Here is a 17,451-nt window from a genome sequence, read left to right as displayed (position 1 = left end):
CACTATATAAATCAGTAGGATGCGGAAGCTGCCTTAAGATATAAAGCCTGCGTCCGGTAGCGCTAAGGCTCCGCACGAATATCCCGATCTTGCCCGACACGACGGTGTTCGACACGACGGTGTTCAACAGAGGGACCTGGAAGCGCTGGGCATCACGGTGCTCCGCTTCACGACGAAAGATGTCCTGCAGGCACGGCATCTCGTCTTGAAGGGCTTGCTTTATGTCTGCGAGGGTCGTTATGGGACTGGAGATGCCATGTTATGCACGCTTGTTCGTTGCCTCCTCTTCGATCGCAGCCGCAGAGTGTGACACTGAGGCGCTGAAGGCCTGCGGACGGGCTGCGAACATTGGTTTTACGGTCGCCCACGCCGCCTTGAACAGATCGCTCTGCCGGTAGGTCTGTAGAGCGGCATTGTCGGTCCAGTGGCTGTGGGTGATCATTACACTCGGATAAGAGGCGTCGGTCCACAGCTCCAGGTGGGTACATCCAGGCTGTTGGCGGATTTTCGGGGCTACCTCGGCAAAGTGAGCCTTGAAGTCGGCAACGCGAGACGGGTCGAGCGGCAGGCGTACGATGCGAATGAGCATGGCAAAAGCAAGTCAGTAATAATCATTGGGCGTGCCCATAAGATAGCCGCCCGTGCATACCAGGCGCTACGAATTGCCAGTGAGAATCGACGTGCCGATGTCACATTGTAGGCAGCGCCCCTCGGTGCAATACGCTCGATACAGCTCATGCATCCCCTGCGCCATCACCGTGTCGTCGGCCCGCGTGCCCAGCTCGCGATAGAGGCGCGTCACGCGGTCGGAGGCTACAGGCAGCGCATTGAGCGTGCGCCAGACCGGGTCGAGCGAGGCCCCAGCTGCACGGCGGTGGCGCAGCAGCACCGGCACCAGCGCGTTCAGGATGAGTGTGTCGCGGCGCCGCGTGCCGAGCGTGGGGCGGTACGGCTTGGATGTGCGATCGAGGCGCCGGTGGGTCTGCCAGAACGGACCGGGCTCGCTGGCAAGCATTGACTGTAGCGCAGCGCGCGGGTCGGGCGCCTCAAGCGCGCTGTTGGCTGTGTTTATGGGATGCGCACGCAGCCATCCTCCTGGTGCGATCCACTGAGCCAGCTGGGCAATTCGCAGGGGCGGCACGTTATTCGGGCGGAGGCGGAAGAACGTCCAGCGCTCGGTAGACAGCAGCGGTGCGTTGTGCGTCTGGCGCAGGCGGCGGAAGATGTCGCGAAGCTGCATGGCATAGTCTGCGGTGGGGCGGTCGGCCTCAACGAGATCTTCCGGACCGGGCAGGAGTCCGGCCCAGCCGAGCAGGGCCGCTTCGATGGTTTCGGCGTTGGGCAGCGTGCGCAGAAAAGAGAGCGGGCAGCGAGTCGCCAGGGCGCTCATGGCCTCATCGTTCTTCGCGTAGCCCATGCCAGCACAGACACGCTCAAACAGCGCCGTCTCCAGCGGGTCTGTGAGTGCATCGGCTTTCTGGCGGATGCGCGCGTGTCCGAGCTGGCGCATCCAACGAGCAGCAACGTCCGTATCCACCTGATCCCATTGCGAGGCGCAGAGCAGGGGCGCATCCGGCTGCGTTAGAAAGCGGTGCAGGGCCGACCGTAGGGGCACGTTCAAGGCCCGGTCGAGCACCATTTCGGGGAGCGGAGAGCCATCAGACCGCCGGAGCCGGCCAGTCCACATGTCGGTGGTAAGGGTTACGTGCAGGACTACGCTGTTGTAGCGTGGGTCGCGATCGTGCTTGTGGGCGATCCAGCCGTGCGATTGGTTGTGGATCTCGACATCGCCGCGCCAGGTCATGGTACCGATGCGAAGGTGGGCATCCCGAAAATCGGGGCCGGCATCGGTGTTGAGCGTGCCGGGATCGAGGACCTGAACGAGGCGTCCGTTCACGGTCTGGCACTGGTCCGGGTTGACCGATTGGCGGGCCCACAGGTCCTGCACGAGTGCTTCGGGAACGCGCTCTGGGAGCGACGGGGTAGGCTCGTGCAGCGTAACGGCGACCTTCGTGTCCTCGATGGTATACAGATAGGCGCGCGGTCCTGAGGACATAGAGGCGGGCGGAGGCGCAGAGCGGGGGTCCGTAGGTAGATTCATGATACCGGGAGGAGCTTTTTCCACATAGGGCTACTATGAAGACTCCAGGTATCTATAAAACGCAACGTTTCAGACCGCTACGACTTCACCCGGCTCACGAAGCTCACTCGGCGGCTCAACGGGGCGGTACCGGAGGCTGCGGCCTGGACTGCGACGGCGGCTCAATGCCGGGGCGGTCTTGGGAGGGGGGGTGATCGGCCAGGCGGAACGGGACAGTCAGCTCCATGGCTACGTAGGCCGGGTTGCCCTGATAGCGACCGGGTGTCCAGTCTACCTGCTGCAGCACGCGCATCGCCTCGCGGTCCAATCCGGGAGAGACCGACTCAACGACATCGGGCTCGTAGACCAGCCCATCGGGTCCTACGACAAACGAAACGAGCACGACGCCCTCCACGTCCGCATCATAATCGACACTGGGATAGTCAATCTCACGGATGAGTGCTTCGGTATCGCCGTCTATATCGGGCACCACATTGGCTTCCTCAGACGTATACACGGAGGCATCGTCAGGCACTGCGCGGTAGACGACCGGGGCGTTGTCGGCGGTGTAGGTCACATTGTCGGCGGAGCTTCCGCATCCCCCGATTGCGGTAGCAAGGCCAGCAAGGGCGATGCCGATAAGCAGTGGGATACGAGCGAGCAGGGTATGCATGGTAGAGAGCTTGGGGAAAGAGGACAAGCGGCAAGTGGGTACACGGAGGCACCGCTGTAGCGATCCGAGACGGGCTACTCGCTGTCAGTATTAAGAATCAGGTCATCGCGCAAAACAGGAAGCAACTGCGGCTCCCCCTGAAACTGTCCGACAACACCTTCATAGTCGAACGTTCCTTCCGGAATGGCCGTGCCGGGCAGTTCGGTTTCTGAGGGGCGCTGCACACGGAAGGTTGCGGTGCGATCGTCTTGTACGACCACGTAGTTGGATTGCTGCTCAAACGTTGGGCCGCCGGTGCGAAGCTGTAAGTTGCTGAGGCGCACGAGCACGCTTTCGTAGGCAAGTCCGTCGCCAGCAATCGTGGCAAGGTCGACCTCGATAGGCGCGGGGGTGTCGCCTGTATCGCCAACCTCATAGTCCTGTAGGTTCTGCTCGTTGATCTGGAGCAGGCCGTTGAAGTCGGAGAGCGTGCCGCTTACCCGCACGGCAGTGCCGGGAGCAAGCTCGCCGCTGTTTATGGCATCGTGAAACGGACCGGCGGTACGGCGCACCACGACACCGTTTGCGCCAAGCGGTCCGCTTTCATCCTACAGGCGCACGTAGTCGCCATACGCGCGTGTGATGATCCCTTCTACGGTGACCTCTACGGGCCGCTCGTCCTGGTAGGTAGCGTAGCATGTGCGGGCGTCGTTAATGGATACCGATGCAAACCCTGTGCACGCATCGGCTTCCTCACCGCCAAAGACCAGCCAGGCGGCGAGTCCGGCAATCAGCATCGCGGCTACGGCACCGATGAGAAGAGGGGTTTTGCTGCCCGCGGTGCTTTCTGCACTTCCTTCGCTAATCACGGTGGCTTCGGTGGGGCCACGGTCGTCTTTGACCGGCACCACAACGTATGCGTCGTCGGAATCGTCGTAGCGCTTGGATGCGCGGACGAGCGTCTCGCGCAGTGCGTCCGCCGACTGGATGCGCTTAGAGGGGTCGACCCGCAGCGCCTCCAGGAGCACATCGCGGACCTCGGGAGAGGTGAAGGCGTCGGCATCTTGCACGAGCAGTTCCATCGGGTCGGCAGTCTCTTCCGACAGCCGATCGGTGGCTTCGGGCGGGGTAGTGCCCGTTACCATCATGCAGATGGTGGCTGCTGCTGCATACACATCGGTTGCAGGACTCTGCTCGGCGCGGGGCGTGTACTGCTCGATGGCGCTCGTGCCCGGCTGAATAAATGCATCCAGCGTATCGAGGTCGCGAGCAAGCTGCAGATACGCACCGCGAAAGCCCGTAACGAGAACCTGTCCATCGGGTAGCAGCCGGATCGTCTCGGGCGAGATGCCGCCGTGGTAGAGGCCCTTCTGATGCGCCAGGTGCAGGGCTTCAAGCACAGGCACCATGATGGTGAGTGCAGCTTTTTCCGGGAGCGTGCCCTTTGCAGAGAGGCCCTCCGCAAGCGACATGCTCGGATGCTGGTCGCGCACCCGGTAGAGCGTACCGTTCGCCTCAAACACGTCATATCCTTTGGGAAGCGCCCGGTGCTGCAACTGACTCAGAACGGTAGACTCTTTCTCGAAGTAGTCGAGCCCTTGCTCGAACGCCTCTTGCTGGTCGCTTCCGGTAAGCTCAATGGAGGTTTTCCCAGCGCGGCGGCGCACCAGGGGAGCCGGAAAAAACTCGCGTATGATGACCTCCGCACTGCTGTTAAATCGCTCGCCCAGATACTTGTAGTCGAACGGGCTGGAATCTTCGAGGGTGCGCCGGACAGTGTACTTTTTGTCCAGTACGGTAAGCGGAGTCAGTTCCATGGTGGGTGGGTTAGATATACGGAAGGTCGGTTCGGGAATAGGGGGCCACGTGGTACATCCAGTAGCGAGTGCTGCCAGAGAATATCTCTATACAGCCGGTTGCAAGGCACAAGCCAGGCATCGAGCCAGTGGTGGGACGGGCAGAGCCCGGCGGGATGGCGCGCCAATGCAAGGGCCTATGTTAAAGTCTACAAATGTAAAGCCCACAAAAATAAAATGACCTCGCACGTTTTCACGCAGCGAGCAGCCCTGCTTTTTGCGAAGGAGCGTACAGGAGACGCCGCCTCAATACGTAAAAGTACCAAGTAGGACGTATAGGCTGTGTTAACAAACGGAAACGATCTGACGAGAGCGCAAGAAAGACCCATCAGGAAGGATCCATGGAGACCCACAGGGCAGCTCCGAATTTGTGTTAAATACGGGCATGGGTCATCCTTGAATCTCAGTAGACAGATCGATCTCCTTCAGTACAGATTGCACTTCGAAGCACGCCTGGAAGTCCCCTTCGTACACGCGGGCTTTGCCGTTGGTATGCACACGCCACGTGAGCGACTCCGCTTTCGCGCGTGAGCATCCAATGGCCTTTACGAGCTGCTGGGTAACCTCTTGAAAGGTATGCACATCGTCGTTATACAGGATGACCGACCAGGGCGAGTCGGTGCCGGTGCCATCATCTTCCTTTTCGATGACCTCCACATCGGGAGTCGCCGTTTCAGGAGCGGCACAAGCCAGCGAAAAGGCAGACGATAAGACGGGGTGTTCAGAAACACGCATAGAGATCAGGGAGCCAAAACCGAACAAGAGCGCCACACGCGCAGCGAGGACAATACGAAGACCACGGACAGGGGTGTCCGTGTGCGTTTGGTTATCGCGGCTGCCAGGGCCGAGACTATCAGGCTGATACTTCGGCGGGGGCTTCCACTTCGATGGCGTAGTTCTCCATCACCGGGTTCGCGAGCACGTTCTCGCATGCTGTTTCGGCGATGCGGTACGCCTCGCTCTCGGTGTCGGCTTCAATATCCATTTCAAAGCGTTTGCCCACCCGCACGTTGGCGATAGACGTCTGCCCCAGGTTCTGCAGGGCCTGGTGTACAGCCTTGCCTTCGGGGTCAAGAATCGACGGACGGAGCGTAACAGAGATCGTTGCGTGGTAAGTCATGCCAGGCACAGGGTCCAGAAAGCAGAAGGAGAAAACAGAAGAAAACCAGGAACTCATTTCAGCAATACGTTGCAACGGGCCCACACGTTCGCGGGGCAGACAGAGAGCGGCTACGATGCGCTTACCGGCGTCATGAGCGCCTTTCCAAGCCGATAGGCCGCTTGCCCCATGCCATGCATCACGTAAAGGGTTAGTGCAACCAGCAGGCCTACTTCTTGCAGCGCCATCACGAGCAGTCCGGCCAGCACGTAAGCGAGCACCTTCTGAGGGCGTTTGCGGATGTACGCTACGGTCGGGCGTGGAATGGCGTCGAATTCGATGCTCGACACCATGAGGGCCGACAGCACGATCACGGCGGGCACGATCACCTGAAGCTGGGCGAGCAGCGCCCCCCATGCGGCGTTCTCGGCGGTCAGAATAAAGGCGACCAGTGCAACCGCCTGCACAGGGATGGGCAGGCCCTCGAAGTGGTCTTTTTTCTCTCCGTCGAAGTTCATGTTATAGCGTGCCAGGCGTACCGCCCCACAGAGGGCAGGAAGCGCAGCCACGATAAACCCCAGCGGCCCAAATTCGTGCAGGCTGTACACGTACACCAGGAAGGCGGGCGCCACGCCGAACGAAACGACATCGCTCAGCGAGTCGAGCTCTACGCCAAACGGACTCACCGCGTTGGCCAGGCGGGCCATCATGCCGTCGAGTAGATCCAGGAAGCCGGCCATTACGATTAGCCAGCAGGCTATCACAAAATTACCCTCCCAGACCTGCGTAAGCGCAAGAAACCCGCAGAACAGGTTGAGCAGCGTAAAAAACGACGGCACCGCGACACGGGGCGGCGGCCGTTCGCTGCGCGATTCGCGCCGGGTCTCGCGGTACGCGTTAAATCGTTTTCGAATCTCCCGGCGACGCGACGCGCTGTCGGGCGAGGCACTGGGGGAGGCAGAGGCGGTGGCGCGCATGGGAGAGGCGCTGGTGATGAGCGGGTACAGAGACTATACAGAGACTACACGGAGAAGGGGGCTACGCCGACGATGCCGAGGCGCGTGGCGCGGATGCATCATCGGTTGCAGGAGCAGGCACATACCCGATGATCGTTTCGCCGGCGCGCACACGCGTCCCGATGTCAACCGTCCAGGACACCGAACGGGGGACCAGGATGTCCATGCGCGACCCAAACTTCACAATGCCGTAGCGCTCACCTGCCTCTACGTGGTCGTCGGCCTCCAGGTGAAACTCAATGCGCCGCGCCACCGCTCCGGCAATCTGCTTGAAAATGATCGGGATGCCTGAGGTATGATGCATTCCGATCTCGGAGCGCTCGTTCTTCTCGCTGGCCTTCGGATGCCAGGCCACCAGATACTCTCCCGGAATGTAGCGCGTCCAGGCAATGGTCCCCGTTGCCGGAGCCCGGTTCACGTGCACGTTCAGCGGCGAAAGAAAGATCGACAGGCGCCGCACGGGGCCCTCGATGAAGTCTGACGACTCATCCTCTACGATCTCAACGACTTTGCCATCGGCAGGGGCTACCAGCGCAGTGCCGGTGCGCGCCTCGCGGGGCGCTTCGCGCTCGGGGTCACGAAAGAACCACACCGTAAACGCCAGCGCGGCGCCTCCCACCGTGGCCAGCAGCACCAGCCAGATGCCACCCAGCCACAGCCCAATGCCAGTAAAAAACGCGGCGAGTGCCGTAGCACCGCCAATAAGAGAATAGCCTTCAGGAGCAAGACGCACAGAACCAGGAAGATCTTATATAGGAAAACAGAACGCGGGGCCTCCGGGGGCCAAGAGATTCCTGTACTCCCGAAGAGCCCCGCTATGTAGCTACGATACAAACGCAGCAGAGTTACCCGAGAGTTACTCGCTGGCCGGTGCATCAGTGATGCGCTCCACACGGTACGTGTTTTCGCTATCGATAGCCATATCGATCTCCATCACCTCGTCCTGGCCGGGCGCCGTAAACTCAGCAAACCCTGAGATCGATCCGCCCTGTTCATACGTCATCATAAGCCCCGACTGCAGGTCCACCGTCATCGTACCCGTCTGCGAACCGGTCAGGAACGCCTCGGCGGTGGCACCAGGCCCCAATTCCATGGGGGCTCCTTCCGAATCCATCTCGATGGTCACATCAAGGGTCGCGAGTCCGTCGTCGACCGATGTCAGCGTGTAGACGCTCACGACCGAAAAGGGAATGCCCACGTTCATCTCGGTGTCAGCGGTCCAGCTGTCGCCAACCGACACAGGGGCTTCGGTGTAGAACTGAAACTGACTCAGGATCGGGTCAATCAGCATATCCGCCGATACCATGACATTTTCACCCGCATCACCCATCATCGACGCGATCTCCGCCTCCAGCGTGTCGCGGTCGCCTACAAACGTACCTGATGCGCTAAGCTCCAGGCGGAGCGTCTGCTCGATCATCGGATCAAACTGCGCGGCGAGGGGACTGGCTTCGTCTTCGGCTGCGCTGTCGTATGAAGCGGTCTGCCCCATGCTGCCGCCTTCGGCCTGAATGCGCTCTATGGTGTTTTCGATCACGGTAATGCCGTCGGCCGTGTAGTCGGCAATATGCATCCGCTGGGTGATGGTCTGGTTCTGGGTCACGTCAATCTCGTTGCCCGCAACAACCATGTTCATGTCGCTCATCTGCTGCTGCGTAACGCGGTAGGCAGACGCTGCTTCGGGGGCAAGACGTAGCATGTACGTGCCATCCCCCAGATCCCAGGCCGGCCGCTCAGCAACAGGGGGCTCTGTCCCAGTGGCAGACTCTGTGCTGCTACAGGCCGTAAGTCCGATGAATAGAAACGCTCCAAGAAGCAGGGGAACGATGGATGTATAGGTCTGGGATAACCGTGTCATAAGAGGCTCGAAAAAATAATAGTATGTAATGGGTGCCGCACGCAATATAGGCGCTCGAAAGCAGAAAGTCAGAGTTCGTTATCGGAATATTTATAGAGGGATGCACACGCATCTGCTTCTTAGTATGAAGAAGCCGTATTCCGTCGCCTTACAGCCGAATAGAATGGCCCGTATCGCGCAGGTGCAGGCTCCCGCAGTGCAAAGAAAGAGGCAAAGCGAACAGGAGGCTTTCGAGAGCGCTTGCGATAAATAAAGTGCGGCCCCCTGACTTGCTCTTGGGGTAGAATCTTATACGTCGCTGTTCGGAGTGGAGCTGCCCGGGTGGAACGCACAGATCGCCACACCCCAAGTCGTCCCGAGCGAAGCGGAGCGGAGACCCGGGATCTTCCCGCGGCGAAGGACCACCCCGCCCTTCGGGCACCCCTCCTTTCCGGGCTGGCGCCCGGTAGGAGGGGACTCTGCAGCGCCGCAATTCTCTCTCCAATAGAAGGTCGCGAAAGAAGCCCATCACCTTCACCCACCTGCCCTCCACCACAAGTTATCCTGACGTCGCAGGCGGAAGGATCTCAGCGTCTCCGTACGCGACGGGCACATGCCCATCAGGCGTAGCGCGGAGCGGGTTGCCGTAGTGGGACGCACAGATCGCCGCGTCCGTCGAATTCGCTCTCTCCTCGCGATGACAACCCCGGAAGCTACGCTCACCATGTCATTGCGAGGACGAAGGACGACGCAATCTCATGCTTCGCTGTTCGGAGTGGACTGCCTTGATGGAGCGTAAAGATCGCCGCGTCCGTCGCATCCGCTCATTCCTCGCGATGACAACCCCGGGGAATGGCGGCTCACCATACTGGCACGTCCCCACACCCCAAGTCGTCCCGGGCGAAGCGGAGCGAAGACCCGGGATCTTCCCGCGGCGAAGGACCACCCCGCCCTTCGGGCACCCCTCCTTTCCGGGTTGGCGCCCGGTAGGAGGGGACTCTGCAGCGCCGCAATTCTCTCTCCAATAAAGGTCGCGAAAGAAACCCATCACGTTCTCTTCAGAGGAGAATGTGGGGGCATCGGTCGTGACGACCGCGACACGATCCTGAATCAGGTTGTAGGTCGGCGAAGGCAGTGGATGAAGGCCTGCCCATACCATTAGCAGGACGCTCCAGACAGGCGCTCACCACAGACGCTCACAATCGTTGCTCACGCCGCGTCGGCGACGGTCATGGTGCGCATCGGATACGGCTGCTTGAGATGCTCCTCTGTCATCGTGTCGGTGAAGACGATCGCCTCGCCGGTGGAGCGCATCTCGGGGCCGACTTCCTGCGCGACCTCCGGAAACTTATCCCACGAAAAGACGGGGCGCTTCAAGGCATAGCCCTGGAGCGTGGAGTCGAGCAGTCCCTCAGCACGAATGGTGGAGAGGGAGTCGCCGAGCATGACGCGGGTCGCGATGGCAGCGACAGGGGCGCCGGTGGCTTTTGCGACGAAGGGCACGGTGCGCGAGGCGCGCGGGTTGGCTTCGATCACGTAGACGGAATCATTCTGCACCACGAGCTGCACATTGAGGAGGCCGCGAACATCCAGTGCGCGGGCGATCTGGCCCACGTAGTCGCGAATAGTGTCCTGAATGCGGGCAGGGAGACTGTGCGGGGGCAGCACAGCGGTCGAATCCCCCGAATGCACCCCGGCGGGCTCCACATGCTCCAGGATGCCGCTGATCCACACGTCGGTGCCGTCGCAGATAGCGTCCACGTCGACTTCGATGCCGCCTTCGAGGAAGCGGTCGAGCAGGATGGCGTTGTCCGGCGTACGCTTTAGGATGCGAGCTACATGCTCCCGAACCTCGGCAGCCGTGTGGGCGATGCGCATGTCCTGCCCGCCCAGCACGTAGCTCGGGCGGATGAGCACGGGATAGCCGATGTCGGATGCGCGCTGCACGGCGTCGTCCACGGTCTGTGCCATGCCGTAGGCCGGAAATGGGATACTAAGCTCCTGCAAGAGTGTAGAGAAAGCACCGCGGTCTTCGGCGCGGTCCATGTCGGCGGGGTCGGTGCCCAGCACGCGGATGCCGTGCTCCTTGAAGCGCTCGGCGTACTTCAGCGCCGTCTGTCCGCCCAGCTGCACAATGACGCCCTCGGGCCGTTCGTGGTCGATCACGTTCATGATGTGCTCCCAGTAGACCGGCTCCACAAAGAGGCCGTCGGCCACATTGAAGTCGGTCGAAACGGTTTCGGGGTTGCAGTTGAGCATGAGCGCCTCGTAGTCCATGGCCTGCGCGGCCCGCACGCCGTGCACGCAGGCGTAATCGAACTCGATGCCTTGCCCGATGCGGTTGGGTCCGCTGCCCAGAATGAGCACCTTGTCGCGGTCGGAGGCGGGGCGCTCGTTGCCGGCGTCGTAGCTGGAGTAGTAGTACGGCGTGTCGGCGGGAAACTCGCCGGCGCAGGTGTCTACCACCAGAAACGACGGCGTGATGCCTGCTTTTTTGCGATGCGCACGCACGGTGTCGTCGTCGAGGTCGCCTTCAAGCAAGAAGGCAAGTTGCGCATCCGAAAAGCCGTAGCGCTTGGCCTCGCGCAAGAGGTCGGCGGGAAGTGTGTCGAGCGTATGCGTGGCGATCTGCCGCTCCATGGCGACGATGGATTCGATCTGCCGCAAGAACCACCGGTCGATCTTCGTAACGTCGTGAATCTCTTCGACTGAGGCGTCGTGGTAGAGCGCGTGGCGCACATGCAGGAGCTGATCCCAGTACGGCGCTTCGAGGCGTTCGCGTACGGTATCGCGGTCGGGAATCGGGCGGTCGGCGCCGAGCCCGTGGTAGCCAATCTCCAGGCTCTGCCACGCTTTCTGCAGGCTTTCGGGGAAGGTGCGTCCGAGCGCAAGCACCTCGCCGACCGCCTTCATCTGCGTGGTGAGCGCCTCGTCGACGCCCTCGAACTTGTCGAAGTTGAAGCGCGGAATCTTGGTGACGACGTAGTCGATCGATGGCTCGAAGCAGGCGCTCGTGCCGGTGATCTCGTTCGGCAGTTCGTCGAGCGTGTAGCCAACGGCCAGCCGGGTGGCGACCTTTGCGATGGGGTAGCCTGTCGCTTTTGAGGCCAGTGCAGAGGAGCGCGACACGCGCGGGTTGATCTCAATCACGATCATGCGCCCGGTCTCCGGATCCACCGCAAACTGGATGTTGCATCCGCCCGCAAACGTGCCGATGGAGCGCATCGCCTTGATTGCGGCGTCGCGCATGGCCTGGTACTGGCAGTCGGTGAGGGTCTGCTGCGGAGCGACGGTCACGGAGTCGCCCGTGTGCACGCCCATCGGGTTCACGTTTTCGATAGAGCAGATGATGACGACGTTCTCGTTGGCATCGCGTAGCAGCTCCAGTTCGTACTCTTTCCATCCGAACAGGCACTCCTCGATAAGCACCTGATGCACCGGACTCATCTCCAGCCCGCGCGATACCATGCGCTCGAACTCGTCTTCGGTACGTACAATGCCGCCGCCCGAGCCGCCCAGCGTGTACGACGGGCGAATTACGACGGGTAGTCCGCCCAGGTCGCGGGTCACGGCGGCGGCTTCGTCGACGGTCTTGGCCGTCTGACTGCGGCCCTGGTCGAGGCCGACTTTTTCCATCAGATCGCGAAAGCGCTGGCGGTCTTCCGTGCGCTGCACCGCGTCGAGGTCCACGCCGATCAGCTCCACGCCATGCTCAGCCCACACGCCCGCCTTTTGCACGTCCTCGGTCAGATTCAGCGCGGTCTGTCCGCCCATGGTGGGCAGCACCGCATCCGGCTGCTCTTTTTCGACGATGCGCGTAATGGATTCGACCGTGAGCGGCTGTAGATACACCGCATCGGCCATCATGGGGTCGGTCATGATGGTGGCGGGATTGGAGTTTACCAGCACCACGCGGTAGCCTTCGTCCATCAGCGCCTGTGCGGCCTGGCTACCGGAGTAGTCGAACTCGCACGCCTGGCCAATGACGATGGGGCCAGAGCCGATGAGCAGGATGGTGTCGATGTCGGTGCGTTTGGGCATTGGGGGATTCGGAGGCGGTAGTCAGAGAATCAGAGTTCGGGCGTAGGGGAAACGTAAGTGCATCCCAAAAATTAACCCGTAACGGTGAGACCGTGGCGGGCAGTGCGAAGAGCGGGAGCGTGATTGGGAATCATCTCCAGGAACGCGTCGAAGAGATAATCGCTGTCGTGCGGGCCGGGTGATGCCTCAGGGTGGTACTGCAGTGAGAACGCCTTATGCTGAGGATAGCGCAGCCCCTCGATGGTATCGTCGTTCAGGTTGCGATGCGTGACGATGGCACCTTGGTTGGGAATCGACGCTGCATCGACGGCAAATCCGTGGTTCTGCGTGGTGATCTCAACACGGCCCGTCGTGAGGTTCTTGACCGGATGGTTGGCGCCGCGATGGCCCACGCGCATCTTGTAGACCTGCATGCCCTGTGCCAGCGCCATAAGCTGATGGCCCAGGCAGATGCCGAGCACCGGCAGGTTGGAGTCGAGGCAGGTTCGGGCGTGTTCGACCGCTTCGGGCATGGCACGCGGGTCGCCGGGGCCGTTCGATAGGAAGAGCGCATCAGGCGCATAGGAGCGCAGCTTGTCGAGCGGTGTAGCGGCGGGCACCACATGCACCGTGCAGCCGCGTTGCGCAAAGGCTTCGAGCAGGCTGCGCTTGGCACCGTAGTCGACGACCACAACTGTGGGTCCGTTATCTCGGTTGTATGTGTAGGCGTACTGGGTAGTTACCTCGTGCGCGCAGGCACGTCCAGCCATATCGGGGCAGTTCCGGGCGCGGGCCACAAGCGTATCGGCGTCGGCCCCGCTGCTATCGATGACCGCGTTCAGCACGCCGTCGGTGCGAATCTGCCGGACGAGGGCACGGGTATCGATATCGGTGATGCCTACCACACCGTGTTTAGCAAGGTAGTCGTGCAGCGCCTCGCGGCGGGGCGGTCCGCTCGGCGTGTCGGTGCACGAGCGCACGATGAGTCCGGAGGCCTTGGGCACATGCGACTCGTTCTCGGCAGGCGTGGTGCCGTAATTGCCGATGTGCGGGTACGTCATCATCACCAGCTGGCCGTAGTACGAGGGATCCGTAAGGATCTCCTGGTAGCCGGTCATGCTTGTGTTGAAGCACAGCTCACCGCGTGTGGTGCCTCGGTGCCCGATTGCACGGCCCGAGACTACCGTTCCGTCGGAAAGGGCGAGCGTGGCGGTAGGTTGGATTGGCATAGCCAGAGGGTGGTTGTTGGCGAGAGGGAGTAGCGAGAAGACAGCTGCTGCACTCTTGCGCCAACCGTGCATGTGGACCTACCGCACATAAAAAAACCTTTCCGCCAATGACGGAAAGGTTAATAAAACGAGGCAGGTAGTTGCTCTGTGTTCTGGACAGAGCACGCCACAATAGCAGGAGCCGGTTGGGGGGCGCAGGTATAGACATTACAGGGTGTCTTCGATAATTTCCATCACAAAACGTAGAAGATAGCCCGACGTTCCGCAAGCTACCCCTTTCGCATTAGCGGTTTGTTCACATAAGTGTGGGGGAGGGGCGAGTCTTCATGTGCTGGTGCACACCAGATAGTCACGTAGACAGCTTATACAGGCTGTGTATTTCGTGCCGTGCCACTACGCTCTGGAATAATGACTGCTCCACGTCGTACCCTATGGTGCTACCATGCAACCGGCAAGTGCAGCCGGCACACATCCGGATGAGTCCAGCCCTTGCCCAATCGCGCACTGCTTTCCCATACACGATTCTACTCCTGTGAGCGTCGTTTTCCGAGATTCCTCGTGGCGATCGTCGCCAACGTACCGGCTCCGTGTACTATGGGGATGCGTGGCGGCACTGCTTCTGTGCATCGGGGTCGTGCGATACTGGCCGTCTGGTACGGTTCCGGCTGAACGTCTATACAGTGACGCAGGCAGCGACCGAATCGAGCTGGAGGAGGTGCAGCCTACCGACCATGACCTGCGCCGCCAGCCGCCGCCACCTGCTCCACTGCCGCCAGTAGTCGTTCCCGAAGATGTGCTCGTCGATGTCGAGATTGACTGGAGCGACACCGCGCTCGATGTCGACGACCCGGGCGACGACGCCGAGCGGCGCGACGGACTTGCTGAGGAAGCGGTTGCACGGGCTGTTCCCACAACCTCGGCCCGACTGGTACAGGCGCCACAGCCTGCCTACACCGATGCCGCACGTGGAGACGACGTTCGGGCGCGGATTGAGGTGATCGTTGACGTGAATGCGCGCGGGGTGGTGGAGTTTGCACGTATCCGCAGCCGCTGGTACGTAGAGGACGACGGGCGTGAGCGCGAGGTAGAGATGCTCGGGTATGGATTGGAAGAGGCCGCGATTGAGGCGGCCCGCCGTGCCCGATTTCGTCCGGCAACAGAAGCAGGAGAGCCGGTTCCTACGCAGACGCTACTCACGTTTCGATTTGGGCCAAGCGACTAATGCCAACTCCGCATGCTTCGTTGGCATATGGGATGTATTGGAGGGATGAGCGAGCATAACGCCCCGTTTCATCGATCCATTAGGTAGCGTCTGAAAAGTGGGCGTGCAGGTGAGCGTCGAGCGAGAGCCGCTCCGTAGCCCAAATTAAGAAATCAAAACAGGTTCTTAGTTCATCTTCCGGCGGAATGAGGTGCGCTTCATCTTGTAGCAGGACCACGGGTTACAAGCTGAGGCTATGACTTGATGGTGTCGTTTGGGTCTTCGTCGGGCAGATCTTCCCAGGACACATCTTCTACGTCGCGGCCCCAGAATCGAGGTGAAGCTTCGTCTTCTTGCAGCATGCGGTCGGCATGGCCGTTCCGTCGTCCGAAAGAACCGCTGCCAGGCTGTCCCCCGTATCCACGCCAGATGCGCACCAGGTTGGCGGCCACCTGCAGGATGAAGTAGATAATGATGCCAATGATGACGTATTCCATAAGGGGCAGGGCAGCAGGCACAGCATGAGGAGTCAGAGGTGCCGACGGAGGCCCCGGGTAACCTCTCGAGCGGCACACGCCACGGGCAGGAGATCCGCTATGTGAATGTATTACAGAGTATTGCGGCAGAGTTGTTACGGATAACGAGTTACGGATGGCGCACGTGCGTCGTGCCCTGCGTTTCTGCGGAGGTAATGTGACCGATTAGAGCATCCAGGTCCTTTTCGTGCTTTACAAAGTCGATGTCAGTTGCGTTCACGATCAGAAGGGGGCTCTTCGAGTAGTGAGAGAAGTAGTGGTCGTAGGCCTCGTGGAGCGACTTGATGTAGTCGGGGTCCATGTCTTCCTCATACGGGCGCCCTCGTTTCGCAATGTTCTGCAAGAGACGTTCGGTTGAAGACCGTAGGTACACGATCAGGTCGGGCGTGGGGGTGTTCGGCTCCATGTGTTCGTAGAGCGTTTCGTAGAGCTGCAGCTCATCGCCGGAGAGATTCTGGTGGGCAAAAATGCGGTCCTTATCAAAGGCATAGTCGCTGACCGTGAGGCTATGGAACAGGTCACGCGCGCCAAGCTCTTTCTGCTGACGGAAGCGACTGGCGAGAAACGCAAGCTGCGTCTGAAAGGCCCAGCGCTCCCGATTCTCGTAGAAGCGCTCCAGAAACGGATTGTCATCAAACTGTTCAAGCACCAGGCGCCCGTCGAAACGCTCGGCCATCAGGCGGGCCAGGGTGGTTTTGCCTGCACCGATAACACCTTCAATAACAACGTAGTTAAGATCATCAGGCAATGCAGTCACAGACGCGAGGGGGGTGTTTCTGGGAGTGAGAGATACGTTGAGAGCGATCGGTCGACCCGGCGAATAGCGTGCGGGTCGGCACAAGCCCGGTACAGACTTTCAACGGTAGCGTCGAACGGGTCGGGCACCCACAGGTTCGGGGCAAGTTCGGCCCAGGGAGCAAGCACGAAACGCCGCTGGTCCAGGCGGGGATGCGGAAGAGTGAGCCGTTGTGTAGTCTGCGTGGAGGCCCCGACTACGAGCAGGTCGATGTCGAGGGGCCGGGGAGCCCAGCGTGCCGCCCGTACGCGCCCGGCATCGGATTCGAGGGCTTGCGTGCGATGCAGGAGCGCCTCGGGGGAGAGGGTTGTACGTATGTGAGCAACGGCGTTCAGGAAAGACGGCACCGGATCCTGGTCGGGCAGGCGGTGCGCTTCCGTCTCGTAGGGCGAAGACACCCGCCGCACAGAGATATCGTTCTGGGCATCCAACTGTGCCAGGGCACGGCCTACCTGCTCGTACCGCCGGCCAGTATTAGCGCCGAGTCCGAGGTAGGCGTTCGTCCATGAAGAAACAGAAGCAGACATAAGTTGAAAGACCGCCGTGGGTCCGACGTTCTGTATGAGAGATGTTCGTTACAGCAGGCGCTACAGCACCACCTATCAAAAGAACGCAGTTGGGCGCATGTGGGGCCATGAAAAATGGGCGTATGGAGACGTGGATTACTTGTAGTCTTCCATAGCCGTTACAGCCAGCGAATCCACGTAGTTGTTGAGTGCATTGTCGGCATGTCCTTTGACCCAGACCCACTTAACGTCGTGCCGTTCGTTCTCAGCATCCAGTGCTTCCCACAGGTCTTTGTTTTTGACTGGTTTCTTAGACGAGGTGCGCCACCCATTCTTTTTCCACCCAGCAAGCCATCCATCGTTGAAGGCACGCGACACGTAGGCACTGTCGGTATGCAGCTCCACTTTGGAGGGCGCTTCAAGCGACTGAAGGGCCTTCAGCGCTGCGGTTAGCTCCATGCGGTTGTTCGTCGTCTGCAAGGCCCCGCCAGTAAGCTGCGTGGCATTGTCGCGATCGCCATCGGGCATGAGCAGCGCACCCCAGCCTCCGGGTCCTGGATTGCCGCTGCATGCGCCGTCGGTATACACAGTTATCGTGTCCATCCTCAAAAGTAAAGCCAAGT

At 60.7% G+C, this 17,451-nt stretch carries 17 protein-coding genes; 1 reads left to right on the top strand and 16 read right to left on the bottom strand.

Annotated features, from left to right (window positions below):
• Positions 1-259: 259 nt before the first annotated feature.
• The 12 genes from ACZ48V_RS11270 to carA form a co-directional block, all read right to left on the bottom strand.
• Complete coding sequence (locus ACZ48V_RS11270; RefSeq protein WP_464539200.1) at positions 260-589, bottom strand: putative quinol monooxygenase; 330 nt, start codon at positions 587-589, stop codon at positions 260-262.
• A gap of 66 nt (positions 590-655) precedes the next feature.
• Complete coding sequence (locus tag ACZ48V_RS11265) at positions 656-2,101, bottom strand: DUF2851 family protein (RefSeq protein ID WP_464539198.1); 1,446 nt, start codon at positions 2,099-2,101, stop codon at positions 656-658.
• Between the two features lie 115 nt (positions 2,102-2,216).
• Complete coding sequence (locus tag ACZ48V_RS11260) at positions 2,217-2,753, bottom strand: energy transducer TonB (RefSeq protein ID WP_464539197.1); 537 nt, start codon at positions 2,751-2,753, stop codon at positions 2,217-2,219.
• 74 nt (positions 2,754-2,827) lie between these two features.
• On the bottom strand, positions 2,828-3,307 hold the full coding sequence (locus tag ACZ48V_RS11255) for a hypothetical protein (RefSeq protein WP_464539195.1): 480 nt from the start codon (positions 3,305-3,307) through the stop codon (positions 2,828-2,830).
• 33 nt (positions 3,308-3,340) lie between these two features.
• On the bottom strand, positions 3,341-4,549 hold the full coding sequence (locus ACZ48V_RS11250) for a serine/threonine protein kinase (protein ID WP_464539193.1): 1,209 nt from the start codon (positions 4,547-4,549) through the stop codon (positions 3,341-3,343).
• A 429-nt stretch (positions 4,550-4,978) separates the two neighbouring features.
• Positions 4,979-5,323 carry an ATP-dependent Clp protease adaptor ClpS gene (locus tag ACZ48V_RS11245; protein ID WP_464539191.1) on the bottom strand — a complete coding sequence of 115 codons (345 nt, stop codon included), beginning with the start codon at positions 5,321-5,323 and terminating at the stop codon, positions 4,979-4,981.
• A gap of 118 nt (positions 5,324-5,441) precedes the next feature.
• Complete coding sequence (purS, locus tag ACZ48V_RS11240; RefSeq protein ID WP_464539189.1) at positions 5,442-5,708, bottom strand: phosphoribosylformylglycinamidine synthase subunit PurS; 267 nt, start codon at positions 5,706-5,708, stop codon at positions 5,442-5,444.
• A 110-nt stretch (positions 5,709-5,818) separates the two neighbouring features.
• Positions 5,819-6,664 carry a CDP-diacylglycerol--serine O-phosphatidyltransferase gene (gene pssA, locus ACZ48V_RS11235; protein WP_464539187.1) on the bottom strand — a complete coding sequence of 282 codons (846 nt, stop codon included), beginning with the start codon at positions 6,662-6,664 and terminating at the stop codon, positions 5,819-5,821.
• A 61-nt stretch (positions 6,665-6,725) separates the two neighbouring features.
• Positions 6,726-7,436, bottom strand: a complete 711-nt coding sequence (locus ACZ48V_RS11230; protein ID WP_464539185.1) for a phosphatidylserine decarboxylase — start codon at positions 7,434-7,436, stop codon at positions 6,726-6,728.
• Between the two features lie 123 nt (positions 7,437-7,559).
• Positions 7,560-8,561, bottom strand: a complete 1,002-nt coding sequence (locus tag ACZ48V_RS11225) for a DUF6263 family protein (RefSeq protein WP_464539183.1) — start codon at positions 8,559-8,561, stop codon at positions 7,560-7,562.
• A 1,188-nt stretch (positions 8,562-9,749) separates the two neighbouring features.
• Positions 9,750-12,581 carry a carbamoyl-phosphate synthase large subunit gene (gene carB, locus ACZ48V_RS11220; protein WP_464539181.1) on the bottom strand — a complete coding sequence of 944 codons (2,832 nt, stop codon included), beginning with the start codon at positions 12,579-12,581 and terminating at the stop codon, positions 9,750-9,752.
• A gap of 71 nt (positions 12,582-12,652) precedes the next feature.
• A complete protein-coding gene (gene carA / locus ACZ48V_RS11215; protein WP_464539179.1) occupies positions 12,653-13,789 on the bottom strand; it encodes a glutamine-hydrolyzing carbamoyl-phosphate synthase small subunit in 1,137 nt (378 codons plus the stop codon).
• 532 nt (positions 13,790-14,321) lie between these two features.
• Here carA and ACZ48V_RS11210 point away from each other — a divergent pair.
• A complete protein-coding gene (locus ACZ48V_RS11210; protein WP_464539177.1) occupies positions 14,322-15,011 on the top strand; it encodes an energy transducer TonB in 690 nt (229 codons plus the stop codon).
• Between the two features lie 233 nt (positions 15,012-15,244).
• Here ACZ48V_RS11210 and ACZ48V_RS11205 read toward each other — a convergent pair whose 3' ends face one another.
• The 4 genes from ACZ48V_RS11205 to rnhA all read right to left on the bottom strand — a co-directional run bounded on the left by ACZ48V_RS11205 (position 15,245) and on the right by rnhA (position 17,431).
• On the bottom strand, positions 15,245-15,487 hold the full coding sequence (locus ACZ48V_RS11205) for a hypothetical protein (RefSeq protein ID WP_464539175.1): 243 nt from the start codon (positions 15,485-15,487) through the stop codon (positions 15,245-15,247).
• Between the two features lie 148 nt (positions 15,488-15,635).
• Positions 15,636-16,283 carry a deoxynucleoside kinase gene (locus ACZ48V_RS11200; protein WP_464539173.1) on the bottom strand — a complete coding sequence of 216 codons (648 nt, stop codon included), beginning with the start codon at positions 16,281-16,283 and terminating at the stop codon, positions 15,636-15,638.
• Entirely contained in the window at positions 16,280-16,849 is a 570-nt protein-coding gene (folK, locus tag ACZ48V_RS11195) for a 2-amino-4-hydroxy-6-hydroxymethyldihydropteridine diphosphokinase (RefSeq protein WP_464539171.1), read from the bottom strand. The genes ACZ48V_RS11200 and folK overlap by 4 nt, the downstream gene beginning before the upstream one ends.
• A 135-nt stretch (positions 16,850-16,984) precedes the next feature.
• Positions 16,985-17,431 carry a ribonuclease HI gene (gene rnhA, locus ACZ48V_RS11190; protein WP_464539169.1) on the bottom strand — a complete coding sequence of 149 codons (447 nt, stop codon included), beginning with the start codon at positions 17,429-17,431 and terminating at the stop codon, positions 16,985-16,987.
• Positions 17,432-17,451: the final 20 nt, after the last annotated feature.

The sequence above is a fragment of the Longimonas haloalkaliphila genome (genome assembly GCF_055379825.1).
The sequence above is the reverse complement of the archived record's forward strand: the minus strand, read 5'-3'. Positions and strand labels throughout refer to the sequence as shown.

Bases quoted from the DNA above. Each gene is read 5' to 3' on its own strand.
- ACZ48V_RS11270 (WP_464539200.1), bottom strand. From the start codon at position 589: ATGCTCATTCGCATCGTACGCCTGCCGCTCGACCCGTCTCGCGTTGCC.
- ACZ48V_RS11265 (WP_464539198.1), bottom strand. From the start codon at position 2,101: ATGAATCTACCTACGGACCCCCGCTCTGCGCCTCCGCCCGCCTCTATG.
- ACZ48V_RS11260 (WP_464539197.1), bottom strand. From the start codon at position 2,753: ATGCATACCCTGCTCGCTCGTATCCCACTGCTTATCGGCATCGCCCTT.
- ACZ48V_RS11250 (WP_464539193.1), bottom strand. From the start codon at position 4,549: ATGGAACTGACTCCGCTTACCGTACTGGACAAAAAGTACACTGTCCGG.
- ACZ48V_RS11245 (WP_464539191.1), bottom strand. From the start codon at position 5,323: ATGCGTGTTTCTGAACACCCCGTCTTATCGTCTGCCTTTTCGCTGGCT.
- purS (WP_464539189.1), bottom strand. From the start codon at position 5,708: ATGACTTACCACGCAACGATCTCTGTTACGCTCCGTCCGTCGATTCTT.
- pssA (WP_464539187.1), bottom strand. From the start codon at position 6,664: ATGCGCGCCACCGCCTCTGCCTCCCCCAGTGCCTCGCCCGACAGCGCG.
- ACZ48V_RS11225 (WP_464539183.1), bottom strand. From the start codon at position 8,561: ATGACACGGTTATCCCAGACCTATACATCCATCGTTCCCCTGCTTCTT.
- carB (WP_464539181.1), bottom strand. From the start codon at position 12,581: ATGCCCAAACGCACCGACATCGACACCATCCTGCTCATCGGCTCTGGC.
- carA (WP_464539179.1), bottom strand. From the start codon at position 13,789: ATGCCAATCCAACCTACCGCCACGCTCGCCCTTTCCGACGGAACGGTA.
- ACZ48V_RS11205 (WP_464539175.1), bottom strand. From the start codon at position 15,487: ATGGAATACGTCATCATTGGCATCATTATCTACTTCATCCTGCAGGTG.
- folK (WP_464539171.1), bottom strand. From the start codon at position 16,849: ATGTCTGCTTCTGTTTCTTCATGGACGAACGCCTACCTCGGACTCGGC.
- rnhA (WP_464539169.1), bottom strand. From the start codon at position 17,431: ATGGACACGATAACTGTGTATACCGACGGCGCATGCAGCGGCAATCCA.